The following is a 15819-nucleotide window of genomic DNA, read 5'->3' as shown; positions in this document are numbered from 1 at the left end:
CCCTGTCAGCGGCCTCTCTCATGGGGCTCGCTCACACCGTTTCCGTGGTGGATCCTGGACAGCTCGAAGGCGAAACGGAAGGCGAAGTCACCGGCGTGCAAGGGCCGGTCCACGATCTCCGCAGCCCGGTTGAGGCGCTTGACGAGGGTGTTGACGTGAACATTGAGGCGCCGGGCGGCCCGGGTCGGGCTGCCGAGTTCCTCGAACCAGACACGCAGCGTCTCGCGCAGGACCGAGTGGCGCGGCTCGACGAGGCTGCCGAGCTGACAGCGGACGAAGTGCGAAGCGAGTTCCACATCACGGCTGGCGAAAACCAGCGCGACGACGTCGCGGAAAGAAACGATACTGCAGGCTTCGGCGGGTGCGCCGGGACGTGTGGGCTGCGGCATGGCCCGATCGGCGAGGGACTGGGTCTCCAGCGCCTCACGATGGGTGATGCGGAAGCCGTTGCCGCCGTGGTGGGGCATACCCAGACTGATGCGGATGCCCTCGGGCACGGACAGGCGGGCCCGCAGTACGTCCACACCGGGGGCGTTGTCCGGGAGGCTGAGCCACCCGTGCAGAGCATGCCCGTCCGACGGCACCGTCAGGTCCGCCCCCGCACGCAGTTGGGAACACAACCGCGCCGCGACCTGCCTCAGAGCGGCTTCGGGGGCTCCGGAGCCCCACACCACGAATCCGACGTGCCGTGTGTCCATCCGGTAGCCCAGTCGCCGTTCCGCCTCGGCTTCGCCCAGCTCGCCCGTCAGCGCCTGCCGGACGGTTTCCCGTATGTCGGGGATCTCGCAGCGCCGCAGCAGTTCCTGTTCCTGGCGGTAGACCGCCATCGCCTGGGACAGCGCGGCCTGGCGGAACCGGAACAGCCGGCCCATCACCACCGACAGCATGTCGGCGCGGTCGCAGCCCTCCGGCCGCCAGGAGCCGGCGCGCAGTTCCTTGCCGAAGGCGTCGAGCAGCTCGTTGCCCGCCACGTCGTAGGTGAGTACGAGATCGACGAGCTTGATCCCCGCCGCGGGAAGCCGGCGCGTCAAATGCTCCGCCTCCGGGGGAAGCACGGCTCCGTGGGTGATTTCGCCCGTGGAAACGGCCCTGCTGACGAATGACAGGAACGAGGAGCACGCCCTACGGAACGCACGCTCGACCTCAGGGCCGTTGATCACGAAGGAGGGCACGGCCTCGACGCAGGCTCTGAACACCTTGTCAGCGACTTCCTCCAGACTGCTATCGATCCAGTCGGCGAAGGCGGTGACGCGGCAACTGTCAGGCGAGGTGGTACTCATGTGTATGCAACCTACTACCGTGTGCATACGGACCGACTGTTGAGTACGTAACATTGAAGTGAATCTTGTTGCGTCTGCAACTACGCGGAAACCCTGCGGAGATGCTGGGAGTGCCCGGCGCGGCCGGCCGTTCACGCCCCAGCCGTCGCAGCCGTCCGGGACGGGGCCATCGACCCGGTCGGCCACGATCCGCGCCGCATCCGGCTCAGAGAGCCGGCCCCATGCACGCTGCCCCGATCGCACTTCCTGTTCCGTTCCGGAACCCGGCAGCCGGGTCGAGACGGTGCGGGCCCTGCTGATGCGCCTCGGTGATGCAGTCGTCCATCCGGTCACGCACTGTCGCAGGTCCGCCATCTGCCGATCCAGGCGGTCACGTTCGGCCCGAGCAGCTCCAGCAGTCGCGGTGACACCTCACCGGAGCCGGCGAACGGCAACACCTCGCGCACGATTCTGCTGGGCAGCCCCGCCGCGCAGAGCTGCTGGATCAGCCCGACCCGTTCGACGGCACCGGCCGGATCCTGGCGCCGGCCGCCCGGACTCCGGATGGAGTGCAGCAAGTCCTGCTGCTCGTAGGAGCGCAACACCCTGACACCGACGCCTGCCTTCGCGGCGACCTCCCCGATCCGCACCCGGCCTCCTCAGTCGATTCCACGTCCGGCTTGCACCTGACGTCGACGTCAGGTGCAAGCCAGAGGGCATTTGATCTAGGCGAATTGATCTTTCTGCCCCAGCAGGCCCCACGCCAGGTTGATGTCGTCTCGTCCGTTATGCGCTTGGCAAGGTTGTCGATCGAGGCGACGTGGATCATGGCCTCGGAGCTGGCGAGCAGGGTCTCGTAAGTGCGAGAAATGCGCCGGTGCAACATAGGAGCGTATCTCACGTGGCGCCAACGGTGCGCCATGATGTCTTTCCATGAGTGGTGGTCCGTCGAAGCGGTTGGTGCCGGATGAGTTGTGGGCGCTGGTGGCTCCGCTGCTTCCCGCGTTCGCGGCGCGTCCGCAGGGCGGGGGCACGGCCCCGCGGGATGAGCGGGATGTGTTCACCGCGGTGGTGTACGTACTGACCAGCGGGTGCGCCTGGCGGCACCTGCCCGAGAGCTTCGGTGTCTCTTCGGCCACTGCGCACCGGCGGTTTGCGATGTGGACCCGGGCGGGGGTGTGACGGCGCCTGCATCAGGCCGTGCTGGACCGGCCGGGAGCCCGGGGCGAGTTGGACTGGACGTCGGTGATCGTGGATGCGGTCGCGGTCCGGCGAAGAAGATGACATGCAGGAGGGGCCTCCTCAGCTCATGGGCTGATTGCTCCGAGGGGAGCACGATGCTCGGTGAGCGATTGTCTTCGGGAACGTGAGGAGGCCCCGTGATGGCCATCGTAGGCGGACTGGACGTCCATCGCGGGCAGATCACCTTCGACTGCCTTGACAGTGACAGCGGCCAGGTCCAGCGGGGACGGATCGTTCCCGCGACGCGCGACCGGTTCCGGGCCTGGCTGCGGGAGCTGCCGCGGCCGGCGGTGCCGGCGGTGGAGGGCTGCACTGGCTGGCGGTTCATTGTCGAGGAGTGCCGGGCGGCCGGGGTGGAGGTGCAGCTGGCTGAGCCGCCCGACACCGCCGCTGCGGACGGGCCCAAGCATCGGGCCAGGACCGACCGCGCCGATGCGGCCAAGATCCGCCATCTGCCGGCCGAGGACCGGCTCCCGCATCGACCGCGTCCTCGCGTTCCTCGGAGCCACCCCGGATCGCTCCTTCACCCCGAGCGAACTCGCACAGACCCTCGGTATCACCAATGTCAGCAGCTTCAGCGTCCAGCTGGCCGCCTGGGCTCGTCGTGGACTGCTCGGCAAACCCGCCCGCGGCCGATGCACGATCCCTGACAATTGCCCTTCACCAGCCCCTTGACCTGCGTTGGCAAGCCTTAACTACGCGGCCTTGGACCAAACCCGGAGCGGTTCAGAACTCCCGATTCACGGTTCCTCAGCTGTTCGCGGACGTCCAGCGCCGCCCAGACCTCGCGGCCCGGGACACGCCCGCCATCAGGTCGGTATTGTGCCGCGCGTGGGCGAAGTCGGGTGCGGACCGGCCGCCCGTCCGCAGGTCACGAATCAGACATGCGTAGAGCTCGGCGACGTTCAGTGCGGGGCTTGCGGCGGTGGCAGGTGCCGCGGGCTTGTCGGGAGCGTCGAAGGAGATGCTGGAGGCCAGGCTGAGGTCCCCGCCTTGCACTCCGTAGAGGGAACCGCCGGTGAGCGAGAGCCATCCGTCGGTGCCGCGTAGTTCGAACCGGAAGTCCGCGTCCTCGGGCGGCACACCGCCGACGACGTCGACGGTCACGACCGCCCCTGTCGCGGTCCAGGCCAAGACGTCGACATGGTCGGGTACTTCCCTGCGTGCCTGTCCACCTGTGTCGAGAAGTTCGGGGTGCGGCCACAGGATCTCGGTGCGGGCGTCCACCTCGGTGATCTCACCGAGCATTGCCTCGACGAGGTCGAGGGTGTGGCCGGCGGTGATCGTCAGCAGGGAGGCGCCGGACTCCTCCTTCTCGAAGTACTCGTACGCTGAGGTGCTCGCTGCTCCGAAGGCGGACGAGGTCGACACGACCCGCGCGTTGAGCGGTCGTCCGATGCGGCCCTCGGCGATGATCTGGGCTGCGCGCCGCACCGAAGGGTTGTAGCGGCCCTGCAGACCGATGACACTGTGTCCTGACCGGGCTGCCGCCGCGAGCATCTGTGTCTCGGCGGGGGAGCTTCCCAGTGGCGCTTCGCAGTAGACGGCTTTGCCGGCTTCGAGTGCTGCGAGAACGAGGTCGCGGTGATCTGGGACCTTGACCGCCACGGTGACGATGTCGATCCCAGGGTCCTGGATCATGGCGAGCGGGTCGGTGTGCCATGTCCGTGCTCCGAAGGCTGCCGCTGCCTCGCGTGCGCTCTCTTCCCGCCGGGTAGCGACCGCTTCCAGCGTGATGCCGTCGAGCGCCTGGATTGCCGGGACGTGCGACACCTGCGCCCAGCCCGTCCGGGCGCTCGCCCCGATGATTCCTACACGCAACTGCGTGGGGGACATGTATGACCTCCTGATGGTGTCGATCTTGTTGGCCGTACGGCGACGGCATTGTGGTATCCCGAGCGTGGGGCTGCGGAACGGACCGGTGGGATCAGCCCTCGCGGGTCACGTTCCGATGTGGCGCGCCACCCACGCGTTTCGTGTTGCGGTCATGGCCTGCGCGAGCGCCGTATGGGATGCCAGCACGTCGAATCCGTGGAAGCCTCCGGGCCAGACATGCAGCTCTGCCTGAACGCCGGCTTCCCAGAGCGCCGACGCGTAGGCGACGTCTTCGTCGCGGAACACCTCGGCGGACCCGCAGTCGATGAAGGCGGGCGGCAGGCCGGACAGGTCCGTCGCCCGGGCGGGGGCGGCGTAGACGGACACGTCCGTCGTGCCGCGGCGGTCGCCGAGCAGGGCGGTCCAGCCGGTCAGATTGCTCACCCGGTCCCAGGCACCGATGCCGTCGATCTGCGCCGTCGAGATGGTCTGGTCGCGGTCGTCGAGCATCGGGTAGATCAGGACCTGTCCCGCGAGGCGCGGACCCTGCCGGTCGCGCGCAAGCAGTGCTGTTCCGGCAGCGAGTCCTCCGCCGGCGCTCGCACCCGCGATGATGAACCGTTCGGGGTCGATACCGAGCTCCTCGGCGTGCTCCGCGGTCCAGAGAAGCCCGGCGTAGCAGTCCTCCACCGGATACGGGTCGGGGTACTCGGGGGCGAGCCGGTACTCGACGGTGACCGCCACGGAGTCGTGCTCCACGATCCACGGCAGGATCTGTGGCAGTCCGAGGAACCGATCGCCGAGTATCATGCCGCCGCCGTGTGTGTGGAAGATTCCCGGTCCGAGGCCCGTGTGGTCCTCCCGGGCGAGGACCGATACGACGATGTCGGCCCCCTCGTACCCGGGGATCGTGACATCGCGTCGCGAGACGCTCGCTTCCGCGAGGACATCGTCGACGGAGGCGTCGGCCCTCGCGGCCTGCCGGGCGAGCGGGATCATCTCGGCAGTGAACCCGACCGGCAGCTGATCCCTGAGGAGGTCGAGGACGGCCTGGAGCTCGGGATCGAAGGGTGGGCGGGCAGGAGTGTCGGTCATGGGACTTCCTGTGGTGTTGCGGGATTGCGGTATCCGGAGCGGGTTTCGCCGGACAGCCACTATGACGGGTACGGGCGGCAGGTGTCCGGACGTGTGCCCGGGACCACCGGCCCTCGGCACGGTCGTGCGGAGCTGATGCCGCCGTCGAAGGAGATCTCGCCGCCGTGGACGGCGCCTGCTGCGTGGGAGACGAGCCGGCTGACGGTGGCGGCGGCCTCTCCGGGGTCGCTGGCACGCTCGGCGGGGATACCGGCGGCCCGCAGCGGCGAGAGCGCACGCCACCGCCGCACCGGTACCGCAGTGGAGCCGGTGACCAGCGCCGTGCTCGAAGTGCTCATGCCGGCGACGCTACGTCCGTCCCCGCGGAGCAACCAGACCGAGCCGTGCCTGGTCTTCGCATGACCAGGCACAACGCGCAGCGGTCTGATCGAATGAAGTGATGCACGACCAGCACCCGACGACAGACCGACGGACCAGGCCCAACCCGGCCCTGGGAGCCTTTCTCCGCTCCCGCCGGGACCGGCTCACTCCCGCACAGGCCGGGATCCGCCCCGTGCCCGGCCTCCGGCGTGTGCCGGGGCTGCGCAAGGAGGAGGTCGCCGGCCTGGCAAGCATCAGCCCGGACCACTACAGCCGTCTGGAACAGGGGCGCCAGCGCACTTTGAGCGACGACCTGTGCGAGGCACTGGCGCGGGCCCTGAACCTCACCGACGTCGAGCGCAAACACCTGCGATCCCTGGCCGGCCTCAGATCCCCCCGCGGCGGCTGGGACCGCCCGCAGCAGCCGGAACCGGGACTCCTGCGCGTGATGACCGCACTGGACCACCTGCCGACGCTCCTGCTGGGACGGCGCTTGGACGTACTGGCCACCAACGCACTGCTCGCGGAAACCCTGGGTGGGACGTTCGAACCAGGAACGTCCTTTGCGCGGTGGCTCCTGCTTGACGGAGCCGCCCGTGCGCGTATCGTCAACTGGGCCGACTACGCGAGCGCCGCCGTGGGCGCGCTGCGCTACGAGCTCGGCCGGCACCCGCACGACCGTGCGCTCGCTGCGCTGATCGAAGACCTGCGCGCCCAAGAACCCCACGTCGACCGGTGGTGGCACGACCAGGGAGTCACCGACCGCACATCGGTCACCAAGCGCATCGCGCACCCGACAGGGGGGCCGCTCGAGTTCGGTGTCGAAGCGGTGACGCTTCCCCAGAACTCCGACCAACAACTGGTGATCTACACGGTCGAGCCCGACTCACCCACTGCGCGCGTCCTCCCCCTGCTCAGCAGCTGCGCGCTGCAAGCCGCCCGTGTATGAGGCCGTCCCGATGGACTGGAGAAAACAGGCCGCCAGACGTCGCGACGCGGGCTGGGTGTGCCAATTCGACGGGTCCGGCGCACATCCGGTGGTAACCGAGCGTGACGAGCATCGTGAAGATCATGTTGCTCGTGAACTCCTTTGCCAGCATGGCGTTTTCAGGGCTGTCTGCGCTGGTCATCGAGTCGGTGGAGGCGGAGTGCGACGGCATCGTGGTGCGGGCGCGTACGTCCGGTCTGCCGGTTGGCTGCCCGGACCGCGTTCGGTCGACGGCGCAGGTGCACGGCTGTCACGTGCGTCGTCCGGCGGAAGTGCCGGTGGATGCGCGAAGCGTGGTGATCGAGGTCCGCATACGCCGGCTCGCCTGCGCGTCCATGGTGTGTCCCGGCGGACGTTTCGTGAGCAGGTGCCCGGTCTCATCGAGCGTTACCAGCGCCGCACCTCACGGCTGACGGCACAGGTGCGAGTGCTGGTCAAAGAGGCGGCCGGGCGGCGGTGCGGGTGCTGACGGCGCTGCCCGTAAGGATGTCGCGGCACACGGCCCTGCGCGTGCTGATGAACATACCCCTGCCGAAGAGGGAGGTCCCCGAGGCCGTGGGGGTGGACGACTTCGCTCCGGCGCGCAGGCACCGTTGACGTCGGTCGTGACAAGCGGCTCATCCAAGATTTCCGTGAAGCCGGTCGATGCTCCCGTGCGCCCGTGACGCTCCGTGAATGGAGCGAGGACACTCGAGGCGTGTGGGGATGTGCTGAAGTCCCTGCTGCCGCACCTGGCCGGGGTACTGATGGAGCAAGTGAGCATGGAGAGCGGGGTGTTGCGCATCCTGGCGCGTACCCGCAGCGAGGCGGCGGTGACGTGCCCGGACTGCGGGGCACGATCCAGACGCCGCCACAGCGGATACGGGCGGACGTTGGCCGGCGGGGCGGTCGGCGGGCGCATGGTCGTGATCGATCTGGAGGTGCGGCGCCTGTTCCGCGACAACTCCCGTTGTGAGCGTGTGACGTTCGCCGAGCAGGTCGAGGAGCTGACCCAGCGATACCAAGGGCGCACGCCACTTCTCCACCGGCTGCTCCCGGCGATCGGCATCGTGGTTCTACGCCTGGCAGGCCGGCGAACAGGAACGCCGGGCGAGGCGGGCCGCCGACGACGCCCTGGCCCACGAGATCACCGTGCTGCACATCGCCTCCCGGCACACCTACGGAGTGCCGCGCATCCACGCCGAACTGCGCCGCCTCGGCCACCGGGTCAACCACTGGGGGTGCCCCCGCGTGCGGGGCAGGGGGAACGGGTCATGCGCGAGCGTGGCATCGCCGGGGTCACCCGGCGCAGGCGCCGGGGCCTGACCCGACCGGCGAAGAAGGCGGTGCCCGCGGCCGATCTGCTCGGCCGGGACTTCACCGCCCCCGCTCCCGGTCTGCGGCTGGTCGGCGACATGACCTTCATCCCCATCGATGAGGCCCGGCTGTATCCGGCGACCTGGCTGGACCTGGCCACCCGCGAGATCGTCGGCTATTCGATGGCCGACCAGCACCGGGCGTCCCTGGTCGTCGACGCGCTGGTGATGGCCGCCGGCCGCGGCCGCCTCCAGCCCGGCTGCATCACATATTCCGACAGCGGGTCGGAGTACACCTCCGGTGAACTCCGCCGTGCGATACGCCGGTTGGGGCTGTGACGGGGCATGGGACGACCCGGCTCATGCTTTGACTGTCAGACTCTACGTACCGGATCCCGCAAGGATCAACGCCGCCGCCGAGTCCTTCTTCGCGGTGCTGAAAGAAGAGATCGGCACCCGCCGCCGGCCCGACCGGGCCACCGCCCGCGCCGAGATCCTCGCCTTCATCGAAACCTTCTACAACCGCAGACGCCCGCGGGAACACCCGGCTCGGGGCTACCTCTGACCCCACTGGAGATCCGGCAGCGGCACGAACAAGGACACATCCTCACGGCGTAAGCATCAAGTGTCCGGCATCACGGGGAAAGTTCATCCCACCGCTGCACCACCACAGGGGACATGACCCGACACGGACGCACTCGGCGGCGGCCTGGGTACCGTCGACGACGAGCAGCGGGCCGTTGAAGCCCGGGCCGAAACCGTCCGCAAGCAGATCGAGGGCGCGGCAATGGGTGGTGGAGGTCGGCTGCGGGCCAGCACTCCGTCAGAGCGGTTGGGCCCCTTGTGGGCACGCGCGCACCGGCATGCACAGCCTGCTGACGTCGGCGTGCGGAACCGTGCCAGTGCGGGATGCCGCCGAAGCTGTCTCGGTATCTGGCGATCTCAGGATGTCTTCGGTTGCTGGATTCCGAGGAGGAGCAGATCGATCAGCCGACGCGGGTCATAGCGGGGGTCTTGGTCGGGCGCGATGCAGAGGTTGCCGATGCCACGCATGAGTTCGTAAGGCTGGATGTCGGTACGGCTCTCTCCTGCCTCAACCGCAGCGTCGAGCAGTTCTTCGGCCACGGGCAGCAGGCGGTCGAGAAAGAACGTGTGCAGTGCGCTGAAGCCACTGCTGTCGGGCTGCACGGCATGAGCCAGTCCGTGCTTGGTGACCAGGAAGTCGACGAAGAGGTCGATCCACTGCCGCAGTGCCGCGAACGGAGAGTCGGTGTTCGCGAGCAGCTGCGGGCCCGCGTTGGCACACTCCTCGACCTGATGGCGGAAGACGGCGACGATGAGGTCCGCCCGCGTCGGGAAGTGGCGGTAGAGGGTCCCCATGCCGACGCCAGCTCTGGCCGCGATCTCACGGACAGGCGCGTCGACGCCTGACTCCACGAACACCTCCCCAGCGGCGGCAAGCAGCTTCTGCCGGCTGCGGACCGCATCAGCCCGCGTGCTCTGGGCCGCATCCGATCGGGGCTTACCCGTAGTGGTCACCGCATTGTCCTTCCGTATACCTCCGATGCGGAGCGACACTTCGCTTGCGATGCGGAGCGGCGTTCCGTATTGTGAAATGGAGCAAGGTTCCGTTTCGGTCCCAGCTTAGCCGACCCGGACACCCCTGACTGCTTTCATGTCGCGTACCGCTCGGTGTGCGGCGACTCTCCGAAGGAGCTTGTGCCATGCCTGAGTGGACTTCCGTCGCCGACACCTACCTGCACCTGTCCTCGCCGCCCGTGATGTCGGTCAGCCCCATCACGCTGTCCGTGCCCGGGCGCCCCCTGGACCTCGAAGTCCGGGTCTCCGCGCCTCTGACCGGTACTGATCTGCCGATCGTCCTCCTCTCGCACGGCCACGGAGGGGCCTACGGACTGTCCTCGCTCGACGGCTACCTGCCCCTCGCCAAGGTCTGGGCGGCCCGCGGCTTCGTCGTGATCCAGCCCAACCACCTCAGTGCGCCCAGGCTGAGCCACCAGGTCGGCGACCGGCCCGAAGCGCCGCTGTTCTGGCGCTCACGCGCCGAGGACATGACCAGCATCCTCGACCGGCTCGATGAGATCGAGCGGGCCGTGCCGCAGCTTGCCGGGCGCATGGACCGCAGCAAGGTCGCTGTGGCCGGTCACTCTCTCGGCGGCTTCACCGCCGAACTCCTCCTCGGCGCCCGGATCACCGACCTCGACACGCAGGAGGAGGTGAACCTGCTGGAGCCGCGGATCACGCAGGGCGTGCTGATCGGCGCGGCCGGCCGGGGCGGCGACACCTTCAACGGGTTCGCGGCCGACCGGGTGCCGGTCTTCCGCACTATGGACCTCACCACGATGACCACGCCCGCGCTGGTCGTCGCCGGCGACAAGGACGACTCCCAGCACTGGACGACCATGGGTCCGGACTGGCATGCCGACCCGTACCACCTCGCCCCCGGCCCGAAGAGCCTGCTGACCGTCTTCAACGGTGAGCACCTCTTCGGCGGGATCCAGGGCCACGACAGCGTCGAGACCACGGACGAGAGCCCCGACCGGGTCGCCGCGGTCGCCGAACTCACCGCCGCCTACCTCCGCACCGCCTTCGACTCCGGCGACACCGCCTGGCAGACGGCGCAGGCCGCTCTGACCACAGGCCCTGACGCCTTCGGCCGCGTCGAATCCAAGTAGGACCACGCAGACCGTCTCTGCGGCAGACCTGCGGTAACGAAATGGCCGTTCCCGAATGCGGCACCGGGATGAGCCTGTGCCCCTGGCCGAAATGCCGAACGAGACAGCCGAGCCATCGCGGTGAGGGGTGCGGTGCCGCAGCCCCACCGCATCCCTCCGAGGAAGCACGCAACGTCCAGCACAGCAGGAAGGCCAGCCGCATGACACAACTACAGCACCCCATCGGGTCAGGATTCACCGCCGCATCCACGGCCGACGACGTCCTCGCCGGCGTCGACCTGACGGGCAAGAACGTCATCATCACAGGGGGCCATGCCGGCATCGGCCTGGAGGCCACGCGCGCTCTGAGCAAAGCCGGTGCGTCCGTCACGGTGGGCGCCCGCACCCCTGACCGCGCCCGCGCGGCACTGGACGCATCCGGCCTCGACGGCGTCGAGGTCAGCCAGCTGGACCTGATCGACCCCGCGTCGATCGACGCCTTCGCGGACCGCTGGCTGGCCTCCGAGCGCCCCCTGCACATCCTGCTCAACTCCGCAGGCGCACCAGCTCCCGCAGAGCTCGTACAAGACGCCCGGGGCTATGAAGTCCAGTTCGCGACCAACCATCTGGGTCACTTCCAGCTCACCCTCGGTCTGCTGCCCGCTCTGCGCGCCGCCCACGGCGCCCGCGTCGTCAACGTCACCTCCGGCGCCCAGCGGTTCGGCGACATCCACTGGGACGACCCGCATTTCGCAGGCGGCTACCACCCCGGCGCAGCCTACGCACAGTCCAAGGTCGCCAACGTGCTCTTCGCCGTCGAACTGGACCGCCGCTGGGCCAAGGACCAGATCCGCGGCTACGCCACGCACCCGGGCGTCGTCGTCGGTACCGCCCTGAACAGTGCGGTGGGCCCGGACGCGCTGCGCGAGCAAGGGCTCGTCGACGAGTCCGGTCACCCGATCATCGACCCCGAGGCGGGCAAGAAGACCCCGCAGCAGGGCGCCGCCACCCTCGTGTTCGGGGCCGCCAGCCCTCTCCTGGACGAGATCGGCGGCGTCTACCTCAAGGACAGCGACATCTCGCCCCTCGACGATGAGGACAAGCTGGTCACGGCGGACAGCATCCCGGCCGACGTGGCGTCGCACTCCATCGATCCGGACTCCGCCCAGCGCCTGTGGGAGCTGAGCCTTCAACTGCTCAAGCACTGAACCCTCTGTGCAACTGGTGGAGCCCACTGGGACCTTCACCGACGTCAACGGCCCCGCTCCCTGGGGACCGCGAACTCATCGGCCGGATTTTCAACTATCGCGAGGAAACAATGCACATTCTTGTCACCGGTGCCACCGGCTGGATCGGCTCGGCTCTCGTCCCCCCACTCATCGCCGCAGGCCATCGAGTCACCGCAACGACGCGGTCCGACACTGCCGCAGACGTAGTGCGAGCACTCGGCGCTGAGCCTGTCCGGGGAGACCTCCAGGACCCCGAATCGCTGCGCCGTGCCGCTGACGCAAGCGGCGGGGTGATCCACCTCGCATACCGCCACGACGTTGCGTTCACCACGGACCCAGCCGGTGCGGCCGAGACGGAGTACAAGGCCGTGACGGCAATGGGTGAAGCCCTGGCCGGGACCCAGCGGCCTTTCGTCATGGCCGTCGGCCTCGCAGGTCTCCCCGAGGGTCAGGTAGCAGCAGAAACCGACCAAGCAGTCGCACACGGGCCTGCGGGTAAGCGCATCGAGGCAGTCGATCATATCCTCGGTCTCGCCGAGCACGGGGTACGCTCGTCCGTTGTCCGCCTTCCCCCGACGGTCCACGGCACAGGCGATACCGGGTTCATCCCCCAGCTCATCACGCTCGCCCGTCGAACCGGACAGTCGGCCTACGTGGGAGCGGGGGACAATCGCTGGCCCGCGGTGCACCGCAATGACGCCGCGGCCCTCTTCCGGCTCGCCTTCGAAAAAGCAACCGCTGGCACAGTCCTGCACGGAGTCGCCGAAGAGGGTGTGGCCTTCCGTGACATCGCCGAAGGAATCGCAACCATCCTCGGCGTCCCCACCAGGTCACTCGACGCAGACGCGGCATCCGACCACTTCGGCGGGTTCGCACGACTCACCGGCGGGGACTTCCCCGCATCCAGCACGCTCACGCGTGAGCGCCTCGGCTGGGCCCCGTCCGAACCAGGCCTGCTCGCCGAGCTCGCCGCGGGTAACTACCCGTCCTGACACCACCGAAAGTCGTACCGCGGCGACCACCGCGGCCCTGGTCGAGACGTACACCGGCCGCCCCGCCCGCCAGTTCGCGGCACCCCGCACGGTCAGGAGCGGCTGACCGGCGGCCGCGGTTTCAGGGCATGAGGCGCTTGAGGTCGTCGCTGGCGATCTGGCCGTACCGGTCGACGTCCAGCTCGTGAAGGCGCCGGGTGAGAATGTCCGCGTCCTGGACGTCGGCGGTGAACTGGCCCAGCACGGTGCCGTCCGGCTGCGCGATGGTGAGCACGGCGGCGCCGGGCGCCTGAGTTACTTTCCTGGAGACCTCGTTCAGGGCGTGGCGGCGCAGCTCCGGGCTGGCGAGGTAGTCGCAGGCGAAGACGGTGCGGACCGCGCGACCGAGTTCTTCGAGCGCGGCGTAGGTGGGGTGTTTGGGTCCGCCTCGGGTGAAGCGACGCAGCACCTGCTCGGCCTCCGCTGTGCCCGGGCGGAGCGCGGTGGCGTACTTGACCATCTGGTCGTACTGCTGGGCGATCAGGTCCCACTTGACCGGCCGGGTCAGGGAAGCGCCGAGGGCCGGCCAGCCGGGCGGAGTGTCGTCCGGGCGGTACAGGCGGATGCTGCCGATGTTCTTCAGCCGGGGCAGCAGCCGGAAGTTCAGCAGCTCGGTGAAGGCGAGGCCGACCACGCTGACGCCGTGGGTGTCGACGTAGTTCGACTCGATCTCGGCGTCGGTTCTTGTCGGCCAAAGCGTTCCCAGGCGCGGCGGGCGTTCAGGCGCATCCGTGCCGGGAGAGAGTGCGCGTGTGTCGGTCTACTGCCAGATGCACTCGTCGATGATGATCTGGGGGTCGGCCGTGCGGGGTGTGAAGAGGTAGCGCAGCCATCCGCGGCCGTGGTCGAAGTAGATGACGTGGGCTCCGCCGGGGCGGGTGGACTGAACGGGTTCGACGCTCATGCCGGTGGGAAGGTCTGCGGCGGTGTCGATGCCCCGGAAGTAGGGGTCCTTGGCGGTGACGAGTTCGGCGCGGGCGGCGTCGACCAGGGCGCGGGCCGGTGCGGGAAGGGCGTTTCTGTTGTCTTCCGCCTCCTTGGTCCAGTCGGCCTGCCAGGGAGGGCCCATGAAGGGGAATGTCACTGGCCGGGTTCCGCCTTGCTCGCCTCGCGGCGCAGCCGTCCGGCCTCCTCGATGCAGTTTTTGGCGTGTGCGTTGTCCGTGGCCCGGGCGGCCTCGTCCTCGAGGCGGTGGACTTCGGCCTCCAGCCGGGGGTCGCGGGCGAGGGCGAACTCGGCCCACCAGCGGGTCATGAAGGCGGGGACGGGGGCCAGGTCGTAGGCGTCGGCGATCTTCTCGCGCCAGTTGCGGTCGAAGTCGGGCAGAAGTTTGGGGGTGTGCCGTGCGATGGCGGCGCGCAGCGCCTTGGGGGTGCGTTCGGGCATGGGAGGCACGGATCCCCGCATGCCGACGGTGGAGGCGGTCATCGAGCGGACTCCTTCGTGGTGGCCACAGAGGTCATGCGGCTGCGGGCAGGGACGGGCCGGGTGTGGCGCCGTCGGGTGTGGACGGCGCGGCGAGGGCGTCGCGCTGGGCGGTGGTGACCATACGGGCGTAGGGGTGGATCTCGCCGCGGGCGTAGGCGTCCAGAAGGATCTCGCAGAGTGCGGACATGGACCGGATCCGGTCCTTCGCCCGCTGCTCGTCGGCACCGGACCACACCGCGTCGGTCGCGAAGATGCTGCGGCCACGCCGACTGCCCGCCCGCGCCCCGGTGGCAGTACGAGACAGGGAAAGAGTGCCGGCGGCGTACTCTGCCAAGGCGCGGCTCATGATCCAGATCAGGGGCAGCCCCTCCGACTTGGCGCGGATCCCGGCGGCATCCCACACATCCTTGGCAATGTTGGGAGCGCGCTCACTTTCACCTGCTGCCGGCATCCCGGGCTCCTGTCGTCACGATGCACTACTACCTATAGAAACGGTACTACGGATTCCATCGGTATATTATTGCGCGTGCGGCAGGAGTGGGAGACCCCGCTCCCCCGCCTCCTCACGAACCAGGTGGGCAGCCACCCAGAAGGGCCCCTGACGACCGCGGGGAACAGTCACCTGACCAAGGACGAAAGCAGGAACAACAGTAGATCTGATCGCACGGCGACGACGCCTCCGAGCCTGCCCGTATAACAGTGGCGGGCCGGGTGATGCAGCCGTAACAGTCGGACATCGCCTGCCGGTAAAGGCATCCACCAGGTCTGGTTCGCACAGTCCGGTCGGGCCCGCACCATGTGCAGGAGTTTGGTCTACCTCTTCCAGTTCCTGCGCACGGCACAGACGCGATCGCCTGCTCTGGGCATGCCGTGCACGAGGGCGGCGTCTGCTGCGGGGCGGTCCGGATGCCGTAGCCGACACGGTCACGTCCATCGAGTGGTGTTCACAGCCGCGCGGCGGGAGCGTGAAGGCGGTGAGGTCGCCTCGGCCGGCCTTCGCCACTCGCTTTGCGGCTCGCGGGAGGGCAGACGTCTCGGGCCGAAGGTGCAGATCCGGCCCCTTGCGACGGCACGGACTGGACCCACGGTGGTTATCTCCCTGCCCAACGCTCTGTGCCTGGGTGCGGCGGCCGGGCAGGCGCTCCCACTCTTTTCCAGACCCGGGGTGATCGCCGTCAGCCAGGGTCCCCTGTGGTGGGGCATACCTGGTGCAGCTCATCGTGCCCCGCAGGGCGGTCGCTACGCCCCTCGTGTACGTCACAGGCCGTGCAGAGCGGCATCAGCGGGCAGGTCGCGACCAGGGCGCGTTGGAGTTGGCGGTTGACGGTGCGGTGGTGGTCCAGGGATGCCTGCTGGACCAGGGAGATGGCGGTGGCGTCGGCCAGCGCCCTCGACAGGTGCCGGT

19 protein-coding genes and 4 pseudogenes are annotated in these 15819 nt (G+C 68.8%); 11 read left to right on the top strand and 12 right to left on the bottom strand.

The window, feature by feature from the left end:
- Positions 1-5: 5 nt before the first annotated feature.
- From IE271_RS32135 to IE271_RS32125, 3 genes and pseudogenes are all read right to left on the bottom strand, one after another.
- Positions 6-1280 carry a PucR family transcriptional regulator gene (locus IE271_RS32135; RefSeq protein ID WP_229919688.1) on the bottom strand — a complete coding sequence of 425 codons (1275 nt, stop codon included), beginning with the start codon at positions 1278-1280 and terminating at the stop codon, positions 6-8.
- A 329-nt stretch (positions 1281-1609) separates the two neighbouring features.
- Positions 1610-1909, bottom strand: coding sequence for a MerR family transcriptional regulator (locus IE271_RS32130; RefSeq protein WP_229919687.1), 300 nt, complete (start codon positions 1907-1909; stop codon positions 1610-1612).
- Between the two features lie 107 nt (positions 1910-2016).
- Positions 2017-2145 (bottom strand): annotated as a pseudogene (locus IE271_RS32125) (IS5/IS1182 family transposase); the annotation flags it as partial.
- Positions 2146-2192: 47 nt separating this feature from the next.
- Between IE271_RS32125 and IE271_RS44060 the strand changes: the two are divergent.
- Together IE271_RS44060 and IE271_RS32115 are read left to right on the top strand one after the other, a co-directional pair.
- Positions 2193-2441: a transposase gene (locus IE271_RS44060; RefSeq protein ID WP_190194015.1), complete on the top strand. Its 249-nt coding sequence runs from the start codon at positions 2193-2195 to the stop codon at positions 2439-2441.
- 200 nt (positions 2442-2641) lie between these two features.
- A complete protein-coding gene (locus IE271_RS32115) occupies positions 2642-3151 on the top strand; it encodes a hypothetical protein (RefSeq protein ID WP_229919686.1) in 510 nt (169 codons plus the stop codon).
- A gap of 100 nt (positions 3152-3251) precedes the next feature.
- On the opposite strand, the gene IE271_RS32110 is transcribed toward IE271_RS32115, so the two are convergent.
- The 3 genes from IE271_RS32110 to IE271_RS32100 all read right to left on the bottom strand — a co-directional run bounded on the left by IE271_RS32110 (position 3252) and on the right by IE271_RS32100 (position 5749).
- Complete coding sequence (locus tag IE271_RS32110; RefSeq protein ID WP_190194013.1) at positions 3252-4337, bottom strand: Gfo/Idh/MocA family protein; 1086 nt, start codon at positions 4335-4337, stop codon at positions 3252-3254.
- 105 nt (positions 4338-4442) lie between these two features.
- The gene (locus IE271_RS32105; RefSeq protein ID WP_190194012.1) at positions 4443-5411 is read right to left on the bottom strand and encodes an alpha/beta hydrolase; all 969 of its coding nucleotides are present in this window, start codon (positions 5409-5411) and stop codon (positions 4443-4445) included.
- Positions 5412-5470: 59 nt separating this feature from the next.
- Positions 5471-5749, bottom strand: a complete 279-nt coding sequence (locus tag IE271_RS32100) for a hypothetical protein (RefSeq protein WP_190194011.1) — start codon at positions 5747-5749, stop codon at positions 5471-5473.
- A gap of 101 nt (positions 5750-5850) precedes the next feature.
- Here IE271_RS32100 and IE271_RS32095 point away from each other — a divergent pair, with 101 nt between their 5' ends.
- From IE271_RS32095 to IE271_RS32075, 6 genes and pseudogenes are all read left to right on the top strand, one after another.
- Positions 5851-6720, top strand: a complete 870-nt coding sequence (locus tag IE271_RS32095) for a helix-turn-helix transcriptional regulator (RefSeq protein WP_190194010.1) — start codon at positions 5851-5853, stop codon at positions 6718-6720.
- Positions 6721-6821: 101 nt separating this feature from the next.
- Positions 6822-7172 (top strand): hypothetical protein, encoded by a 351-nt coding sequence (locus IE271_RS32090; protein WP_190194009.1) that lies wholly within the window; start codon positions 6822-6824, stop codon positions 7170-7172.
- Positions 7106-7353 (top strand): annotated as a pseudogene (locus IE271_RS44385) (ISL3 family transposase); the annotation flags it as partial. The gene IE271_RS32090 and the pseudogene IE271_RS44385, both read left to right, overlap by 67 nt.
- Positions 7354-7872: 519 nt before the next feature.
- Positions 7873-8064, top strand: coding sequence for an IS3 family transposase (locus IE271_RS44055; RefSeq protein WP_373308874.1), 192 nt, complete (start codon positions 7873-7875; stop codon positions 8062-8064).
- The gene (locus IE271_RS32080; protein WP_190194007.1) at positions 8013-8393 is read left to right on the top strand and encodes a DDE-type integrase/transposase/recombinase; all 381 of its coding nucleotides are present in this window, start codon (positions 8013-8015) and stop codon (positions 8391-8393) included. Before IE271_RS44055 ends, IE271_RS32080 begins: the two co-directional genes overlap by 52 nt.
- Before the next feature lie 28 nt (positions 8394-8421).
- Complete coding sequence (locus IE271_RS32075) at positions 8422-8619, top strand: hypothetical protein (protein ID WP_190194006.1); 198 nt, start codon at positions 8422-8424, stop codon at positions 8617-8619.
- A 377-nt stretch (positions 8620-8996) separates the two neighbouring features.
- On the opposite strand, the gene IE271_RS32070 is transcribed toward IE271_RS32075, so the two are convergent.
- The gene (locus IE271_RS32070) at positions 8997-9593 is read right to left on the bottom strand and encodes a TetR/AcrR family transcriptional regulator (RefSeq protein ID WP_190194005.1); all 597 of its coding nucleotides are present in this window, start codon (positions 9591-9593) and stop codon (positions 8997-8999) included.
- A 185-nt stretch (positions 9594-9778) separates the two neighbouring features.
- Here IE271_RS32070 and IE271_RS32065 point away from each other — a divergent pair, with 185 nt between their 5' ends.
- From IE271_RS32065 to IE271_RS32055, 3 genes are all read left to right on the top strand, one after another.
- On the top strand, positions 9779-10747 hold the full coding sequence (locus IE271_RS32065; RefSeq protein ID WP_190194004.1) for an alpha/beta hydrolase family protein: 969 nt from the start codon (positions 9779-9781) through the stop codon (positions 10745-10747).
- A 200-nt stretch (positions 10748-10947) separates the two neighbouring features.
- Positions 10948-11934, top strand: coding sequence for an SDR family NAD(P)-dependent oxidoreductase (locus tag IE271_RS32060; RefSeq protein ID WP_190194003.1), 987 nt, complete (start codon positions 10948-10950; stop codon positions 11932-11934).
- Positions 11935-12044: 110 nt separating this feature from the next.
- Positions 12045-12947: an SDR family oxidoreductase gene (locus IE271_RS32055; protein WP_190194002.1), complete on the top strand. Its 903-nt coding sequence runs from the start codon at positions 12045-12047 to the stop codon at positions 12945-12947.
- A gap of 121 nt (positions 12948-13068) precedes the next feature.
- On the opposite strand, the pseudogene IE271_RS42470 reads toward IE271_RS32055, so the two are convergent.
- The 5 genes and pseudogenes from IE271_RS42470 to IE271_RS42465 form a co-directional block, all read right to left on the bottom strand.
- A pseudogene (locus IE271_RS42470) lies at positions 13069-13668 on the bottom strand (Tn3 family transposase); the annotation flags it as partial.
- A 78-nt stretch (positions 13669-13746) separates the two neighbouring features.
- Positions 13747-14055 (bottom strand): hypothetical protein, encoded by a 309-nt coding sequence (locus tag IE271_RS32045; RefSeq protein WP_190194001.1) that lies wholly within the window; start codon positions 14053-14055, stop codon positions 13747-13749.
- Between the two features lie 11 nt (positions 14056-14066).
- Positions 14067-14414, bottom strand: coding sequence for a DUF6247 family protein (locus tag IE271_RS32040; protein WP_229919684.1), 348 nt, complete (start codon positions 14412-14414; stop codon positions 14067-14069).
- Positions 14415-14445: 31 nt separating this feature from the next.
- Complete coding sequence (locus tag IE271_RS32035) at positions 14446-14865, bottom strand: hypothetical protein (protein WP_190194000.1); 420 nt, start codon at positions 14863-14865, stop codon at positions 14446-14448.
- 724 nt (positions 14866-15589) lie between these two features.
- Positions 15590-15819, bottom strand: a pseudogene (locus IE271_RS42465) (hypothetical protein); the annotation flags it as partial.

Source organism: Streptomyces minutiscleroticus (genome assembly GCF_014650875.1).
Lineage (GTDB): Bacteria > Actinomycetota > Actinomycetes > Streptomycetales > Streptomycetaceae > Streptomyces > Streptomyces minutiscleroticus.
Note: the sequence above shows the minus strand (reverse complement) of the source record. Positions and strands in the feature narration are given on the sequence as shown.

Coding starts and splice junctions, on each gene's coding strand:
- IE271_RS32135 (WP_229919688.1), bottom strand. CDS start 1,280: ATGAGTACCACCTCGCCTGACAGTTGCCGCGTCACCGCCTTCGCCGAC.
- IE271_RS44060 (WP_190194015.1), top strand. CDS start 2,193: ATGAGTGGTGGTCCGTCGAAGCGGTTGGTGCCGGATGAGTTGTGGGCG.
- IE271_RS32115 (WP_229919686.1), top strand. CDS start 2,642: ATGGCCATCGTAGGCGGACTGGACGTCCATCGCGGGCAGATCACCTTC.
- IE271_RS32110 (WP_190194013.1), bottom strand. CDS start 4,337: ATGTCCCCCACGCAGTTGCGTGTAGGAATCATCGGGGCGAGCGCCCGG.
- IE271_RS32105 (WP_190194012.1), bottom strand. CDS start 5,411: ATGACCGACACTCCTGCCCGCCCACCCTTCGATCCCGAGCTCCAGGCC.
- IE271_RS32100 (WP_190194011.1), bottom strand. CDS start 5,749: ATGAGCACTTCGAGCACGGCGCTGGTCACCGGCTCCACTGCGGTACCG.
- IE271_RS32095 (WP_190194010.1), top strand. CDS start 5,851: ATGCACGACCAGCACCCGACGACAGACCGACGGACCAGGCCCAACCCG.
- IE271_RS32080 (WP_190194007.1), top strand. CDS start 8,013: ATGCGCGAGCGTGGCATCGCCGGGGTCACCCGGCGCAGGCGCCGGGGC.
- IE271_RS32065 (WP_190194004.1), top strand. CDS start 9,779: ATGCCTGAGTGGACTTCCGTCGCCGACACCTACCTGCACCTGTCCTCG.
- IE271_RS32060 (WP_190194003.1), top strand. CDS start 10,948: ATGACACAACTACAGCACCCCATCGGGTCAGGATTCACCGCCGCATCC.
- IE271_RS32055 (WP_190194002.1), top strand. CDS start 12,045: ATGCACATTCTTGTCACCGGTGCCACCGGCTGGATCGGCTCGGCTCTC.
- IE271_RS32045 (WP_190194001.1), bottom strand. CDS start 14,055: ATGGGCCCTCCCTGGCAGGCCGACTGGACCAAGGAGGCGGAAGACAAC.
- IE271_RS32040 (WP_229919684.1), bottom strand. CDS start 14,414: ATGACCGCCTCCACCGTCGGCATGCGGGGATCCGTGCCTCCCATGCCC.
- IE271_RS32035 (WP_190194000.1), bottom strand. CDS start 14,865: ATGCCGGCAGCAGGTGAAAGTGAGCGCGCTCCCAACATTGCCAAGGAT.